Origin of the sequence: Aeromicrobium fastidiosum, assembly GCF_017876595.1 — a bacterium.
In the GTDB taxonomy this organism is placed as follows: Bacteria; Actinomycetota; Actinomycetes; order Propionibacteriales; family Nocardioidaceae; genus Aeromicrobium; species Aeromicrobium fastidiosum.
The window spans coordinates 2,386,011-2,399,011 of record NZ_JAGIOG010000001.1 but is presented as its reverse complement, the minus strand read 5'-3'; the positions used below and the strand labels follow the sequence as shown (position 1 = coordinate 2,399,011).

16 protein-coding genes are annotated in these 13,001 nt (G+C 71.8%); 12 read left to right on the top strand and 4 right to left on the bottom strand.

Features of this window, described 5'->3' with window-relative positions; all coding sequences use genetic code 11:
* Position 1: 1 nt before the first annotated feature.
* Positions 2-727 (bottom strand): SOS response-associated peptidase, encoded by a 726-nt coding sequence (locus JOF40_RS11900; protein WP_129185049.1) that lies wholly within the window; start codon positions 725-727, stop codon positions 2-4.
* Positions 728-796: 69 nt separating this feature from the next.
* The gene (locus JOF40_RS11895) at positions 797-1,384 is read right to left on the bottom strand and encodes a hypothetical protein (RefSeq protein ID WP_129185050.1); all 588 of its coding nucleotides are present in this window, start codon (positions 1,382-1,384) and stop codon (positions 797-799) included.
* 151 nt (positions 1,385-1,535) lie between these two features.
* Here JOF40_RS11895 and JOF40_RS11890 point away from each other — a divergent pair, with 151 nt between their 5' ends.
* From JOF40_RS11890 to JOF40_RS11865, 6 genes are read left to right on the top strand one after another with little or no spacing between them, the layout of a single operon-like run.
* Positions 1,536-3,227 (top strand): sigma-70 family RNA polymerase sigma factor, encoded by a 1,692-nt coding sequence (locus JOF40_RS11890; RefSeq protein ID WP_209674559.1) that lies wholly within the window; start codon positions 1,536-1,538, stop codon positions 3,225-3,227.
* A gap of 39 nt (positions 3,228-3,266) precedes the next feature.
* On the top strand, positions 3,267-3,752 hold the full coding sequence (locus tag JOF40_RS11885) for a DoxX family protein (protein WP_129185052.1): 486 nt from the start codon (positions 3,267-3,269) through the stop codon (positions 3,750-3,752).
* A gap of 42 nt (positions 3,753-3,794) precedes the next feature.
* Positions 3,795-5,078 (top strand): 3-phosphoshikimate 1-carboxyvinyltransferase, encoded by a 1,284-nt coding sequence (gene aroA, locus JOF40_RS11880; protein ID WP_129185053.1) that lies wholly within the window; start codon positions 3,795-3,797, stop codon positions 5,076-5,078.
* Positions 5,079-5,087: 9 nt separating this feature from the next.
* Entirely contained in the window at positions 5,088-6,077 is a 990-nt protein-coding gene (gene rsgA, locus JOF40_RS11875) for a ribosome small subunit-dependent GTPase A (RefSeq protein WP_129185054.1), read from the top strand.
* A 60-nt stretch (positions 6,078-6,137) separates the two neighbouring features.
* A complete protein-coding gene (locus JOF40_RS11870; protein WP_129185055.1) occupies positions 6,138-7,061 on the top strand; it encodes an inositol monophosphatase family protein in 924 nt (307 codons plus the stop codon).
* Between the two features lie 60 nt (positions 7,062-7,121).
* Positions 7,122-7,553 carry a CBS domain-containing protein gene (locus JOF40_RS11865; RefSeq protein WP_129185056.1) on the top strand — a complete coding sequence of 144 codons (432 nt, stop codon included), beginning with the start codon at positions 7,122-7,124 and terminating at the stop codon, positions 7,551-7,553.
* A gap of 66 nt (positions 7,554-7,619) precedes the next feature.
* Here the strand turns inward: JOF40_RS11865 and JOF40_RS11860 are convergent, their stop codons facing one another.
* On the bottom strand, positions 7,620-8,621 hold the full coding sequence (locus JOF40_RS11860) for a putative endonuclease domain-containing protein (RefSeq protein ID WP_129185057.1): 1,002 nt from the start codon (positions 8,619-8,621) through the stop codon (positions 7,620-7,622).
* A gap of 272 nt (positions 8,622-8,893) precedes the next feature.
* On the opposite strand from JOF40_RS11860, the gene JOF40_RS11855 reads away from it, so the two are divergent.
* The 4 genes from JOF40_RS11855 (at position 8,894) to JOF40_RS11840 (ending at position 10,403) form a co-directional block, all read left to right on the top strand.
* A complete protein-coding gene (locus tag JOF40_RS11855) occupies positions 8,894-9,487 on the top strand; it encodes a PadR family transcriptional regulator (RefSeq protein ID WP_209674557.1) in 594 nt (197 codons plus the stop codon).
* 58 nt (positions 9,488-9,545) lie between these two features.
* Entirely contained in the window at positions 9,546-9,950 is a 405-nt protein-coding gene (gene arfB / locus JOF40_RS11850) for an alternative ribosome rescue aminoacyl-tRNA hydrolase ArfB (RefSeq protein ID WP_129185059.1), read from the top strand.
* 59 nt (positions 9,951-10,009) lie between these two features.
* Positions 10,010-10,132: a ribosomal protein bL36 gene (locus tag JOF40_RS11845; protein ID WP_129185060.1), complete on the top strand. Its 123-nt coding sequence runs from the start codon at positions 10,010-10,012 to the stop codon at positions 10,130-10,132.
* 106 nt (positions 10,133-10,238) lie between these two features.
* The gene (locus tag JOF40_RS11840; RefSeq protein ID WP_188111916.1) at positions 10,239-10,403 is read left to right on the top strand and encodes a hypothetical protein; all 165 of its coding nucleotides are present in this window, start codon (positions 10,239-10,241) and stop codon (positions 10,401-10,403) included.
* A 36-nt stretch (positions 10,404-10,439) separates the two neighbouring features.
* On the opposite strand, the gene JOF40_RS11835 is transcribed toward JOF40_RS11840, so the two are convergent.
* Positions 10,440-11,123, bottom strand: a complete 684-nt coding sequence (locus JOF40_RS11835; protein ID WP_129185061.1) for a hypothetical protein — start codon at positions 11,121-11,123, stop codon at positions 10,440-10,442.
* Between the two features lie 268 nt (positions 11,124-11,391).
* Here JOF40_RS11835 and JOF40_RS11830 point away from each other — a divergent pair, with 268 nt between their 5' ends.
* Together JOF40_RS11830 and JOF40_RS11825 are read left to right on the top strand one after the other, a co-directional pair.
* On the top strand, positions 11,392-11,925 hold the full coding sequence (locus tag JOF40_RS11830; RefSeq protein ID WP_129185062.1) for a hypothetical protein: 534 nt from the start codon (positions 11,392-11,394) through the stop codon (positions 11,923-11,925).
* Positions 11,926-12,088: 163 nt separating this feature from the next.
* Positions 12,089-12,997 (top strand): AurF N-oxygenase family protein, encoded by a 909-nt coding sequence (locus JOF40_RS11825; protein WP_129185063.1) that lies wholly within the window; start codon positions 12,089-12,091, stop codon positions 12,995-12,997.
* The last annotated feature ends 4 nt before the right edge of the window (positions 12,998-13,001 follow it).

Genomic DNA, 13,001 nt, shown 5'->3' with positions numbered 1-13,001 from the left:
GCTATTCCGGGGCGAGCGGGACGATCAGCTCGGGGCCGTTGTTGCGGACGTTGTTGACCGCGGTCGACACCGCGAAGGCGTCGAGACGTCCGGGGGCGGCCGGCACGAGGAGCCCCAACAGCTCGTCGGTGGCACGCGGGGCAGGGTCGAGCCACTCGTCGTACGCCTCGGGCTCGAGGAACAGCGGCATGCGCTCGTGGACGTGGCCGAGATCGTCCTCGGCCGTCGTGGTGAGGATCGTGTAGCTGACGACCCACTCGTCGGCGTCACGGTCCTTCCAGAACTCGTAGAGGCCGGCCATCGCCAGCACCGACCCGTCCTTGGGCGTGATGTAGAACGGCTGCTTGGCAGGCTTCTTCTCCCCCTCGCGGGGCGGCGAGGCGTACCACTCGAAGTAGCCGTCGGCGGGCACGAGCGCGCGACGCCGCGCGAAGGCCTTCTTGAACGACGGCTTCTCGGCGACGGTCTCGGAGCGGGCGTTGATCATCCGGCTGCCGATCGACGGGTCCTTGGCCCAGCTGGGAATGAGCCCCCACCGGGCCGTCAGGAGCTCGCGCTGCGGGGCGGACGCCGACTCGTCCTCGCGGCGGCCGATGACCAGCGGGGCGAGCTTGGTGGGGGCCATGTTGAAGTCGGCCTCGAGCTCGACGAACGAGTTGGCCAGGTCGATCTCGAAGGCCTGGTGGAGGGAGGCCGAGGTCTGGGTCGTCGCGTAGCGCCCGCACATGCGACCAGCCTGCCACAGGCCCCGGACACCGCGGGCCGGGACGAGCGAGCCGGCGCGAACCGGTCGGGGCTACTCGCAGAGGGACGCGAGAACCGACGCGACCCCGTCGGCGCCGGACGGCAGGCGCTCGACCCACAGCCGTGCCTGCACCCGGCCGTCGAGGGCGCGGTCGAGCAGGAGCCCGAGCAGGTTGAGCGCGAGGTCGTCGCCGCGGTCGCGCGTCGTGAGCGCCGCGAACCGGCGCGTCGACAGCTGCGCGATCGTCTCGTCGCCGGTGAACACCGAGCGCATCACCTCGGCGACCTCGAGTGCTCGCAGCGCGAGCTCGATCTCGTTGACCCGGCCGGGACGCGGCAGCTCGACCACGATGAGCACGTGCGAGTCGCACACCCTGCGGTCGTCGGCCTCGGCACCGCGGTAGATCTCGGCCAGCCTCAACCGCAGGTACGGAGCCGTCGCCATCGACGTCAGCGGGTCCTCGCACGAGACATCGGCCCGGTGGACAAGCGACACGTCGGCCCAGGCCAGCGCGGCCGCGCGCGTCACAGGATGGTCGGGCGGATCGGGCGCGTAGGCCCGCTCCACGTGGTCGAGGACCTCGTGGAGCGGGACGCCCGTCTGCGCTGCACTCGCTCCCACCTCGTGTGCAACGCTCACCGCTTCCGACGCTCCGCCGCGAACGGCGGTACGGAGGAGCTCGATGTGCGTTCCCTGGTCGTCCATCGTCGGCTCCTCTCGTGGTCGGACAGCAGTGAGACGAGCGAGCTCACAGGACGTGACGCGGTTTCGACGACAAATTCGTGACCGGATGCCGATCGCGTCGTTGGAGGGGTGGGAGGACATCGTGGAGCAGACGCTCGCCAGCACCGCAGAGCTCAGTGACGCCGAGCTGATATCGGCCGTCCGGGCCGGTGACACGCATGCCTACGGGCAGCTGTTCGAGCGGCATCGCTTCGCCGCCGAGCGCATGGCCCGCCAGATCGCCCGCGGGTCGGACGTCGACGACCTCGTCGCCGAGTCGTTCTCCCGCGTGATGGTGCTGCTGCAGGACGGACGCGGACCTGACGAGGCGTTCAGGGCCTATCTGCTGACGTCGATCCGCCGGTTGCACATCGATCGCGTCCGGGCATCCAACAAGGTCTGGTCGACCGCCCACGAGGCCGATCTCGACCGTGCCGTCGAGTTCATCGATCCCGCGGAGATGAAGTTCGAGCACGGTGCGGCCGCAGTCGCGTTCGCATCGCTTCCCGAGCGCTGGCGGCTCGTGCTGTGGCACCTCGACGTCGAGGGGCAGAAGCCCGCCGAGGTCGCTCCCCTGCTCGGCATGAGCGCCAACAGCGTGTCGGCCCTGGCGTACCGGGCGCGCGAGGGTCTGCGTCAGGCCTATCTGCAGGGGCACCTGGCCCCGACGCTGCACGCGAGCTGCCGTCGCACGACCGGCATGCTCGGCGCGCACGTCCGCAAGGGCCTGTCGGCCCGCGACGCGGCCAAGGTCGAGGCCCACCTCGACGACTGCACGCGCTGCACGGGGCTCTACCTCGAGCTGCGCGAGATCAACTCCAACCTGTCGGGCGTGCTCGGTCCGTCGCTGCTCGGTCCCGCGTTCGCGGGCTACGTCGCAGCCGGGGCAGGCGTGGCAGCCCTGGGAGCGGGCGCCGCGACAGTCATCGGCGTCAAGCTCGTCACGGGCGGTGCGGTCAAGCTCGTCGTGGTGCCCGCCAAGGTCATCGGCGGGGCGGTCGCCGGGGCCGGCACGCAGGGCGTCGTCGCCGCAGCCGTCGTGACGGGCGTCGCCACCGCGGGCACCGTCGCCGTCACGACCGACATCGGTCGGGCGCCAGCCGACCGGCCGGCTGCCGTCGCGCCCTCGTTCACGGGGGCGCCGTCGCTCGCCGCGCCTGCCTCGACCAGCGACCAGGCGACCCCGGCGACGCAGGAGGCGGAGCCCGAAGCCGCCGCGCCGACGCCCACCGTCGCCCCGACCCTCGAGCCCGAGCCGTCGCCGTCACCGAGCGCGTCGACCGAGCCCGAGCCCGAGCCGTCCCCGACCAGCGAGACCACCGAGCCGTTGACCGACCCGGAGCCGAGCCCTCCCGTGGCGGTCGAGGAGCCGATCGTGCCGACCGACTACGGCATCGGAGCCCTCACGATCACCAACGACGACAACCTGCTGCAGCGCCGTTTCACGGTCCCCGTGACGGCGGTGAACACGGGGCGTTCGGCCGACCAGGTCGTCACCGTCACGATGCGCTTCACGCGGCCCGTCCAGTTCCGCGGCGTCGTCAGCCCGGGCTGGGCCTGCGGAGACGCGACGGTCGACCGCAGCCTCAGCGTCCTGACCTGCTCGACGACCCTGCCCGCCGGCGAGGGCACGACGTTCGTCGTCAAGGCCCGCGGCATCCGGCCCGACGGCACGGTCACGGTCAGCTCGCCCGGCGACCCCGCGCCGGCCAACGACTCGGCCCCCTTCACGGCCGGTGCCTACCTGCTGCTGCTCTGACCCTCGCCGCCGCGCTGCCACGTCGGGTATGAATGGGACATGACCCTTCTTCGTGCCGTCGCCCGCCCGATGCTCGCGTCGATGTTCGTGGTCGGAGGTGCCGCGGCCCTGAAATCGCCCGGCCCGCGCGCCGCCAAGGCCCAGCCGACGGCCGACCTGGTCAAGAAGATCGTCCCGGGCCTGCCGGTCGACGGCGCGAGCCTGACGCGCTTCAACGGGGCGGTGCAGCTCGTGGCTGGCCTCGCCCTGGCGACGGGGCACGTCCCCCGCACCGCGGCCCTCGCCCTCGCGGTGACGCTTCCCCCGACGACCGCCGCCGGTCATCCCTACTGGAACGAGACCGATCCCGGCGCTCGGGCCAACCAGCGCATCCACTTCCTGAAGAACGTGTCGATGACCGGCGGGCTGCTGATGGCGACGCTCGATCCCGACCCGCACAAGAAGTCGGTCGGTCGTCGCGCCAAGGACCGGGTCGCGGGCGCGGCCTCGTCCGTCGGCGGCCAGCTGGGCCAGCTCCGCGGCTGAGGCCGGACGACCGAACGACCGGACGCCGATAGGGTGGCGGTGATGACTGCTCCCCTGCCCTGGCTGGCTCCCCACCGCACCTCCCCCTTCGTCGGCGAGGTGCTGGTGCCCGGGTCGAAGTCGTTGACCAACCGCGTCTTGATCCTGGCCGCGCTCGGCGACGGACCGTCGACCGTCACCCGTCCTCTCGGGTCGCGCGACACCCAGCTCATGACCGCCGCCCTGACGGCCCTCGGTGCCACGGTGCAGCGCGACGCCATGACGTGGACCGTCACCCCGATCGGATCGGCGAGCACCGAGCCCGTGACGATCGACTGCGGCCTCGCCGGCACCGTCATGCGGTTCGTGCCGCTGCTCGCCGCGCTCGGCAGCGCCCCCGTGACGTTCGACGGCGACGAGCACGCCCGCATCCGCCCCATGGCGACGACGATCGCCACGCTGCGCGCCCTGGGTCTGCGGGTCGACGACGAGGGACGCGGGTCGCTGCCGTTCACGGTGCACGGCACGGGCCACGTGGCGGGCGGCGAGGTGTCGATCGACGCGTCGGCGTCGAGCCAGTTCGTCTCGGCGCTGCTGCTCGTCGGCGCGCGCCTCGAACGCGGCCTCGACCTGCGCCACACCGGCTCGACGCTGCCATCGATGCCGCACATCGAGATGACGGTGGCCGAGCTGCGCCGCCGCGGCGTGCGCATCGACGTCCCCGAGCCCGGACGGTGGATAGTCCACCCGGGCACGATCGATGCGCTCGACGTCGAGATCGAGCCCGATCTGTCCAATGCGGGCGTCTTCATCGCCGGCGCCCTCGTCACCGGCGGCAGCGTGCGCATCCGCAGTTGGCCGCACGACACCGACCAGGCCGGCGACGCGTGGCGCACGATCGTCCCGGCATTCGGCGGCACGGTCCGCCGCGACGGCGACGACCTCGTGTTCGCGGCGGGCGACCGTCTGCGGGGAGTCGAGCTCGACCTGCACGACGTGGGCGAGCTGACGCCCGTGATCGCCGCGATCGCGGCCCTCGCCGACACCCCCTCACGGCTCAGCGGCGTCGCCCACCTGCGAGGTCACGAGACCGATCGGCTGGCCGCGCTGGTCACCGAGATCAACCGGCTCGGCGGCGACGCCGAGGAGACCGAGGACGGGCTCGTCGTGCGCCCGCGCACCCTCCATGGCGACACGTTCCGCACGTACGACGACCACCGCATGGCCCACGCGGCTGTCGTCCTGGGCCTGCGCGTGCCCGATCTGCTCGTCGAGAACGTCGTCACGACGGTCAAGACCTACCCCAACTTCGCTCCTGTCTGGGAACGACTCATGACGAGCGACTGAGCCGTCACGATGGGCAGGGAACGCGACGAGCACGACCAGTACGAGCGCCCGCGCCGGCACACCAAGCCGCGCACGAAGGTGCGTCCCAACTACGACGAGGCCGACACGGCCCGGGTCGTGACGATCGACCGCGGGCGCTACACCGTGACCCTCGACGAAGGCGACCGCACCGTCACCGCCATGAAGTCGCGCAACCTGGGACGCAAGGGCGTCGTGGTCGGCGATCACGTGCGGGTCGTCGGCGACGTCACGGGCGACGAGGGGTCGCTCGCCCGCATCGTCGAGGTGACGCCACGGCGCACCGTGCTACGACGCACCGCCGACGACGACGACCCGGTCGAGCGCATCATCGTCGCCAACGCCGACCAGCTCGTGATCGTGGCGGCCCTCGCCGATCCCCCGCCCCGCCCCGGCCTGATCGACCGCTGCCTCGTCGCCGCGTTCGACGCCGGCATGGAGCCCCTCGTGTGCCTGACGAAGTCCGACCTCGGGCCTCACGACGAGCTCGTCGCGATGCTCGAGCCCCTCGGCGTCCGCGTGGTCGTCACACGCCGGGGCGGAGACCTCGACGAGGTGCGTGACGTGCTGCGCGACCGCACCAGCGTCCTCGTGGGGCACAGCGGTGTCGGCAAGTCGACGCTGGTCAACGCCCTGGTGCCCGACGCCAACCGCTCCGTCAGCTACGTCAACGCCGTCACGGGCCGCGGTCGGCACACCTCGACCTCGGCGATCAGCCTCGCCCTGCCGTTCGGCGGCTGGATCATCGACACCCCCGGCATCCGCTCGTTCGGGCTGGCGCACGTCGAGATCGACGACCTGATCCGGGCGTTCCCCGACCTGCAGGACGCCGCCCGCGACTGCCCGCGTGGATGCCTGCACGCCGCCACCGAGCCCGAGTGCGCGCTCGACGTCGCAGTCGCCGACGGCACGCTGGCCGCCGAACGGGTCGAGTCGTTCCGCCGCATCCTGGCCAGCATGAACCAGCGCGACGACCACTAGACCGTCCGGGCACCGTGTGCCGTGGGTGCTCCGGTCCTGCGAGGCCGTAGCCTGTGGGCCATGGCTCACTCGTACAGCGACGACCTGCGCCTCGCCCACGTGCTCGCCGACAACGCCGACAGCTTGTCGATGGACCGGTTCCTGGCGCTCGACCTGCAGGTCGACACCAAGCCCGACATGACGTACGTGACCGAGTCCGACCAGGCCGTCGAGGCCGCGATCCGGCGCACGCTCAAGTCGGCCCGCACACGCGACGTCGTGCTCGGCGAGGAGCAGGGCCAGGACGAGGGCGCGAACGGTCCCGGGGGTCGCCGTTGGATCATCGACCCCATCGACGGCACGTCCAACTTCGTGCGCGGCGTGCCCGTGTGGGCCACGTTGATCGCGCTCGAGGAGGACGGCGAGATCGTCGCCGGCTGCGTGTCGGCCCCCGCGCTCGGACGTCGCTGGTGGGCCAGCAAGGGCACCGGCGCGCACACCGGCAAGTCGCTGCTGTCGTCGCGCCAGATCCGGGTGTCGCAGGTCTCCGACCTCGAGGCGTCGTCGCTGTCGTACGCCTCGCTGGGCGGATGGGACGCGATCGGCCGGGCCGAGGCCTTCGCCGCGCTGATGCGCCGCTGCTGGCGCACACGGGCCTACGGCGACTTCTGGTCGTACATGCTGCTGGCCGAAGGGGCCGTCGACATCGCCGCCGAGCCCGAGCTCAACCTGTGGGACATGGCCGCGCTCGACATCGTGGTGCGCGAGGCCGGCGGCACCTTCACGAGCCTCGCGGGCGCACCCGGCCCCTGGGGCGACAACGCCCTCGCGACCAACACCCGGCTGCACGACGCCGCGATGGCGTACGTGGGGCACTTCCCCGACCAGGGCCCGCCCGACCGGTCATGGACCGACGAGCCCGAGGACGACGACGCGTGGGAGGCCGAGCCCGACAACGTCCGCGCCTTCGAGTTCACCCGCGAGCCGGCCGACGAGGCACCCTGACCCTCGCCTCGGCGGTGTGACCGGGGTTACAGTGCGGGGAGCCGACGAAGGAGCCCCCGCATGCGCGTGCACGACGTCCTGACCTCCAAGGGAAGCACCGAGGTCCACACCATCGCCCCCGACGCCACGGTGCGTCAGCTGCTCGAAGTGATGGCCGATCTCAACGTCGGTGCCCTCGTCGTGAGTGACGACGGCACGTCGATGCTCGGCATCGTGTCGGAGCGCGACATTGTCCGCAAGCTGCGCGACGTCGACGACGCCCGGTCGAGACCCGTCTCGGACATCATGACGACCGACGTGCGGGTGTGCTCCCCTGACGACTCGTTCGGCGCGCTCATGGCGGTCATGACCGAGCACCGTGTGCGACACGTGCCGGTGCTCGACGACGGGCGGCTCGTCGGGGTGCTGAGCATCGGCGACGCCGTCAAGCACCGCATGGAGCAGCTCGAGTTCGAGCGCGACCAGCTGTCCAGCTACGTCGCCGGCGGCTGACCCACGCCTCCCCCGGCCCCGCGATCCCGCGAGTGGCGCAGTCTCGCGTTTTCGGGACGGCGATTCTCACGGATTTGCGCCACTCGGGCGCGGCTTTGCGCCACTCGGGCGCGGGGACGTGGTGCGCACGAGACGCTGCAGACGTCGGCGCAGCGCGCCCTGCCCGGAAGCTGACACCGTCGCCAAGCGCGCTTCAGCCCGCCACAGCCCGACACGTCCGGGCACGTGCGCGAGCCCGCGGGCGTCCTCGGCGTCGCGCACGATGCTGTCGGGTGCGTGGATGATCTCGGTGGCGGTGTAGCCGAATCGCTCGACGCCCTCGCGCGCCAGCATCTTCTCCCGCCGCAGATCGCGCTGGTGCTGCTGCCGCTCGCGGTGGTCGGCCCCGTCGTACTCGGCGAGCCGGCTGGTGCCGACGATGCGCAGGTCGCCGCGTGCGATCTCGACGCCCGCCGCGTTGCGCACGACGTGCTGGGGCTCCACCTCGAAGCCCGACAGGACGTGCACCAGTCGCAGCATCGTCTCCCACCACGACTCGCTGCGTCCGTCGGCCAGGTCGAGCGCCCGCCGCAGCACGCGGACGCCTCGCCGTCCCGGCACCATCGTGGCCCGCAGGCGGTCGACGGTCGTGTGACCGAGGTGCAGCGCGGAGTCGATCACCGCGACGAGGTCGAGCAGCGCGAGGTGCTCGGCCAGCTCGACGATCGTCCACTCCGGCGAGGCGACGGCGATGTCTCCCAGGCGCTCCCGGTGCCCGGGAGGGATGTCGCACCGCCGCACGTAGACGCCGCGGCGGTCGGCGTGCGGTGCCTCGCCCGAGCTGCACGCCACGATCGGCAGGTCGTCGAGCATCGGCATCCACCAGCCGCGCAGACGCGCACTCGTGACGTGGGTGAAGACGACGTCGTCGCCCAGCACGAGCGCCACGGCTCGGCAGGTCGACGCGAGGTCGTCGGCGGTCGAGGCGAGCTGCGCGACCCCGGCCGCGGGATGGACGAACCACGACGTGCGCAGCAGGTGGGGGCTGAAACCGTGGCTCTCGGCGTCACGGTGACGGATGGGGTGCATCGATCCACCGTCGGCACCCGGAGCGGGACGATCCAGCGTCGTCCGGTCGTCTGTGGACTCACGGAGCCGTCCACAGGTACGCGAGGGCCGACCCACGCCTCCGCGCGAGTGGCGCAAACCGGTGCGCGAGTGGCGCAGTTTCGCGGGACTCGCCGTCTCGAAAACGCAGAACCGCGCCAGTCGCGGGACCCGAGGTTGACTGGGGTGGGTTAGCGATATATCGTTTAGGTATCGACAACACGTCGATGATTGATAGAAAGTGGGTCACACCCATGCGAAGCAATGACTTCTCACAGACACGCCGCCCCGACGATCGTCAGCGCGGCAGGCACTACCCGGACCGTGGGTTCGGCGGCGACTTCGGTCGCGACTTCCCGTTCGGTCCCGGCGGCGGTCGCCCCCGCGGCAGGCGTCGCGGCGGGCGGGGCGGCGACGTCCGCGCGGCCGCACTGCTGCTGCTGGCCGAGGCACCCAAGCACGGCTACCAGCTGATCCAGGAGATCGGGGAGCGCAGCGAGGGGTCCTGGACCCCGAGCCCCGGCTCGATCTACCCCGTGCTCCAACAGCTCGAGGATGAGGGACTCATCTCCTTCGAGCGCGTCGACGGACGCAAGACCGCGACCCTGACCGACGAGGGCACCGCCCACGTCGAGCAGCACCGCGACGAGCTCGGAACCCCGTGGGAGGGGGGCCGAGGAGACGAGCCGCACGAGATGCGCGAGCTCGCCTCGTCCCTCAAGGGCTTCATCACGGCCTGGAAGCAGGTCGCCCAGGCAGGCACCCCCGAGCAGCGCCAGCGCGCGAACACGGTCGTCGACGACGCCCGGAAGGCGATGTACCGCATACTGGCCGACGACGACGCGTGACCGACGCGGCCGCCGAGCGCCGCCCAGCACGAAGGACGAGCACCGAGGAGGACCACCGATGGGACGCCATGTCGTACCCGGCAGCGAGCTGGCCTGGCGGTCCTCCCGATCGTCCGGCGCAGGCGGCCAGCACGTCAACACGACCGACACCCGCGTCGAGCTGATCTGGTCGCTCGCCGACACAGCCGCCCTCTCCCCTGCCCAGAAGGAACTGGCCGCGACCCGGCTGGCCCACCGCCTGGTCGGCGGGACGATCACGATCGTCTCGTCGCAGTACCGCTCGCAGCACCGCAACCGCGAGGCCGCTCGCGTCCGGCTCGAGGAGCTCGTGGCCGACGCCATCGTCCCGCCGCGTCCGCGGCGGGCGACGCGGCCCACCCGCGGCTCCAAGGAGCGCCGGCTGGACGCCAAGAAACGGCGCAGCTCGATCAAGCAGGGGCGCGGCAACCCGTCGTGGGAATAGCCGCGACCTGACAACGGTTGTCATCTGTGCCGGTATCTCCCGGCTCAGGAAGGACAGTCATGAAGGTCCGCAGCTCCATCCGCTCGCTCAAGAACCAGCCCGGCTCGCAGGTCGTCCGTCGTCGCGGTCGCACCTTCGTCCTCAACCGGCAGAACCCCCGACTCAAGGCCCGCCAGGGCTGACCGGTCACCCGACGCCCCGGTCCGCGCACCAAGCGCGGACTGGGGCGTCGACGATTGCGCGGGGAGCGGCAGGGTACGCGGCCCCCACATCGACGACGGAGGACCCATGACCATCGCCCCGCCCGAGCCCACGAGCCCCGACGAGGAGTCGCCCGATCCGGCGGCTCCCGATCTGCCCGACCCAGCCTTCCCCGAGGTTCTGCCCGACGCCGATCCCGGCACGGAGCCCGACCGCGAACCTGCCACCGAGCCCGATCCCGCCGGTCCCTGAGCCACCGCCCGCCAGGCCGGGAACGGCTCGTCGAGGTCAGATCAGGGGGACGAGCCGCTCCCGGTGCCAGTCGAGCGCTTCGGGATCGTCGAGCTCGACCTCGACGCCCAGTCGCCGGCACGTCGCGATCGTCACGACGGCCGCGGCCGAGACGTCGTGCTGACGCGTGAGCACGACGGCCGACTGCACCGACAGCGCGGCAGCGCGCACGGCGAAGCGGCACAGCGCCAGCCGGATGCGGGCGTCGTCCGGCAGCGGGGTGACCGACGCCTCGCACCTGCCGAGCGCCCGGACGAGCTCGACCACGGTCAGTCGGTCGGCGTGGGCGGCCCGGACGTCCGGACAGTGACGCAGATGGCCGTCGGCGACAGCGACGCCGTCGAGCCCCACCTCGACCATCGTGCCGTCGAGTGGCCGGACGCGGACGCCCGGAGCGTCGACGTCGACCCGGGCAACGACCTCGTTGTCGCCCTCGTCGACCCCCAGCACGACGATCTCCCGCACGTCGGGCGACCACGCGACGCGGCCGGCCGAGCCGCGCAGGTGCCACCCCGGCAACGACCGCTCAGCGCGCACGGTGAGGTGCCGGCGACCGGCCATGACGATCACCGTCCCGCTGACGTCGTCGACGGGACGGGCGGGCGCCGGGTCGTCCGAGGCGGGTCCACGAGGTGCGAGCGCCGAGCCCAGGGCGTGCGTCCAGGCGTACAGGTCGACCATGGACGACTGCCTGCTCGTGTCGCTCCACCCTGACGGCCAGGCGGCCGACCAGGACGATCGCAGCCGCTCCAGACGCTGGCGGGCGCAGTCGTCCACGGCAATCCCTTCGACGATCCGGCGCACCGGGGCACTGGGGCACCGGCATCGCCCCGGGACACCACGGTAGCCGCGCGCCCCGACGTGACGTGGACGCGCCTCGGTCGTTGAGCCTGGAGCCGGCACACTCCCCTCGGCCGGTGCCCGCCAGAGCCCGACGGAGAACTCCCCCATGCACATCAGCCGCATCCACCGAGCCGTCATCGCGGCCGTCGTGACCACCGTCGCGGTCTCTGCCGTCCTGGCCTTCACCGGCGAGGACGACTCGTTCGACCCCGCCAACGTGACGGCGATGCCGCAGTCCACCACCGAGCAGTCCACCCCGACGCTGGCCGATCCCGTGGTGTCGGAGGTCGAGGAGACGCCGGCACCCGCGGAGACCCCCGGTGCCGAGACGCCCGAGACGCCCGACGCTGCCGATCCGACGACCGCACCCACGACTCCCGCGGCACCCGCCAAGCCGGCCGTGACGCGAGCCCCGTCGGGCGGGTCCCGGACGACCCCCGTGACCGGCACACGTCCGACGCCCCGGCCGACCACGCGGCCCACCACGTCCCCGACGTCGCGGCCGACACCTGCACCCGAGGCGACGAAGGATCCCGATCCCGAGCCGTCCAAGGCCTCCCCCACGCCGGCGAAGCCGAGCCCGACGCCGTCGCCCACCCCGACGCGCAAGAACCTGCTGGAGCTCCTGCTCGGGCAGTGATCCGACGCTCCTGACAGAGCGCCTCCCGGCGCACGAGAGAAGCACCATCGCGGCACGCCGTGGTGGTGCTTCTCTCGTGCGCTGGACAGGGACCATACCCGGGGTATGCTATTGACCATTCCTGATGTCACATACGTGATGTCATATTCTTCCGGAGGCCTCGATGACCATCACCGCCGATGAGTTCCGCACCTCGATCGATCCCGATGACGAGCTGGCCCGCCTGCTGGTGTCGTCGCAGAAGCTCTCGTACGACCCGCAGACCGAGGTCGACTGGGACACCCCCCTCGACCCGTCCCACTACGGCCTCAACCCCGAGTGGTCGACGCTCTACGGCACGCCGCTGTGGGACGAGATGACCGAGGACCAGCGCGTGCAGCTGACCCGCCACGAGGTCGGCTCGATCATGAGCACCGGCATCTGGTTCGAGATGATCCTGCAGCAGATGCTGCTGCGCGAGCAGTACACCACCGACGTCACGTCGTCGGAGTTCCAGTTCGCGCTCACCGAGATCGCCGACGAGTGCCGCCACTCCCTGATGTTCGCCAGGGCGTGCCAGGCCATGGGCGTCCCGCACTACACGCCGGCCCGCCCCGTCGTCGAGGCCGCCCGGGCGCTCAAGACCGTCGCCGCCAACGAGGTCGCCTACGGGTCGATCCTGGTCGCCGAGGAGATCCTCGACGTCATGCAGCGCGACTGGATGCGCGGCGAGAACGTGCTGCCGATCGTCCGCACCACGAGCAAGATCCACGTGGTCGAGGAGGCGCGGCACATGAAGTTCGCCCGCCACGAGATCCGCCAGCACCTCGAGGGCGTCAGCGCCCTGCGTCGCCGCCAGAGCGCCTGGGTCATCGCGACCGCCGCCTACGTCATCGTCAAGAGCATGGTCAACCCCGCCGTCTACGAGGCCGTGGGACTCGACCGCAAGCGCGCCGTCGCCGCGGCCAAGGCCAACGAGCACCACCACAACCTGATGCGGCTCAGCTGCGTGCACCTCATGGACTTCTTGTCCGAGGCCGGCCTGCTGACCCCCGCCGCGATGCGTCGCTACCGCGCCGCGCACATGCTCTGAGCGA

Excerpts from the sequence above, each read along its gene's own strand:
- JOF40_RS11900 (WP_129185049.1), bottom strand. The coding sequence starts at position 727 with ATGTGCGGGCGCTACGCGACGACCCAGACCTCGGCCTCCCTCCACCAG.
- JOF40_RS11890 (WP_209674559.1), top strand. The coding sequence starts at position 1,536 with ATGCCGATCGCGTCGTTGGAGGGGTGGGAGGACATCGTGGAGCAGACG.
- JOF40_RS11885 (WP_129185052.1), top strand. The coding sequence starts at position 3,267 with ATGACCCTTCTTCGTGCCGTCGCCCGCCCGATGCTCGCGTCGATGTTC.
- aroA (WP_129185053.1), top strand. The coding sequence starts at position 3,795 with ATGACTGCTCCCCTGCCCTGGCTGGCTCCCCACCGCACCTCCCCCTTC.
- rsgA (WP_129185054.1), top strand. The coding sequence starts at position 5,088 with ATGGGCAGGGAACGCGACGAGCACGACCAGTACGAGCGCCCGCGCCGG.
- JOF40_RS11870 (WP_129185055.1), top strand. The coding sequence starts at position 6,138 with ATGGCTCACTCGTACAGCGACGACCTGCGCCTCGCCCACGTGCTCGCC.
- JOF40_RS11865 (WP_129185056.1), top strand. The coding sequence starts at position 7,122 with ATGCGCGTGCACGACGTCCTGACCTCCAAGGGAAGCACCGAGGTCCAC.
- JOF40_RS11860 (WP_129185057.1), bottom strand. The coding sequence starts at position 8,621 with ATGCACCCCATCCGTCACCGTGACGCCGAGAGCCACGGTTTCAGCCCC.
- JOF40_RS11855 (WP_209674557.1), top strand. The coding sequence starts at position 8,894 with ATGCGAAGCAATGACTTCTCACAGACACGCCGCCCCGACGATCGTCAG.
- arfB (WP_129185059.1), top strand. The coding sequence starts at position 9,546 with ATGGGACGCCATGTCGTACCCGGCAGCGAGCTGGCCTGGCGGTCCTCC.
- JOF40_RS11845 (WP_129185060.1), top strand. The coding sequence starts at position 10,010 with ATGAAGGTCCGCAGCTCCATCCGCTCGCTCAAGAACCAGCCCGGCTCG.
- JOF40_RS11840 (WP_188111916.1), top strand. The coding sequence starts at position 10,239 with ATGACCATCGCCCCGCCCGAGCCCACGAGCCCCGACGAGGAGTCGCCC.
- JOF40_RS11835 (WP_129185061.1), bottom strand. The coding sequence starts at position 11,123 with ATGGTCGACCTGTACGCCTGGACGCACGCCCTGGGCTCGGCGCTCGCA.
- JOF40_RS11830 (WP_129185062.1), top strand. The coding sequence starts at position 11,392 with ATGCACATCAGCCGCATCCACCGAGCCGTCATCGCGGCCGTCGTGACC.
- JOF40_RS11825 (WP_129185063.1), top strand. The coding sequence starts at position 12,089 with ATGACCATCACCGCCGATGAGTTCCGCACCTCGATCGATCCCGATGAC.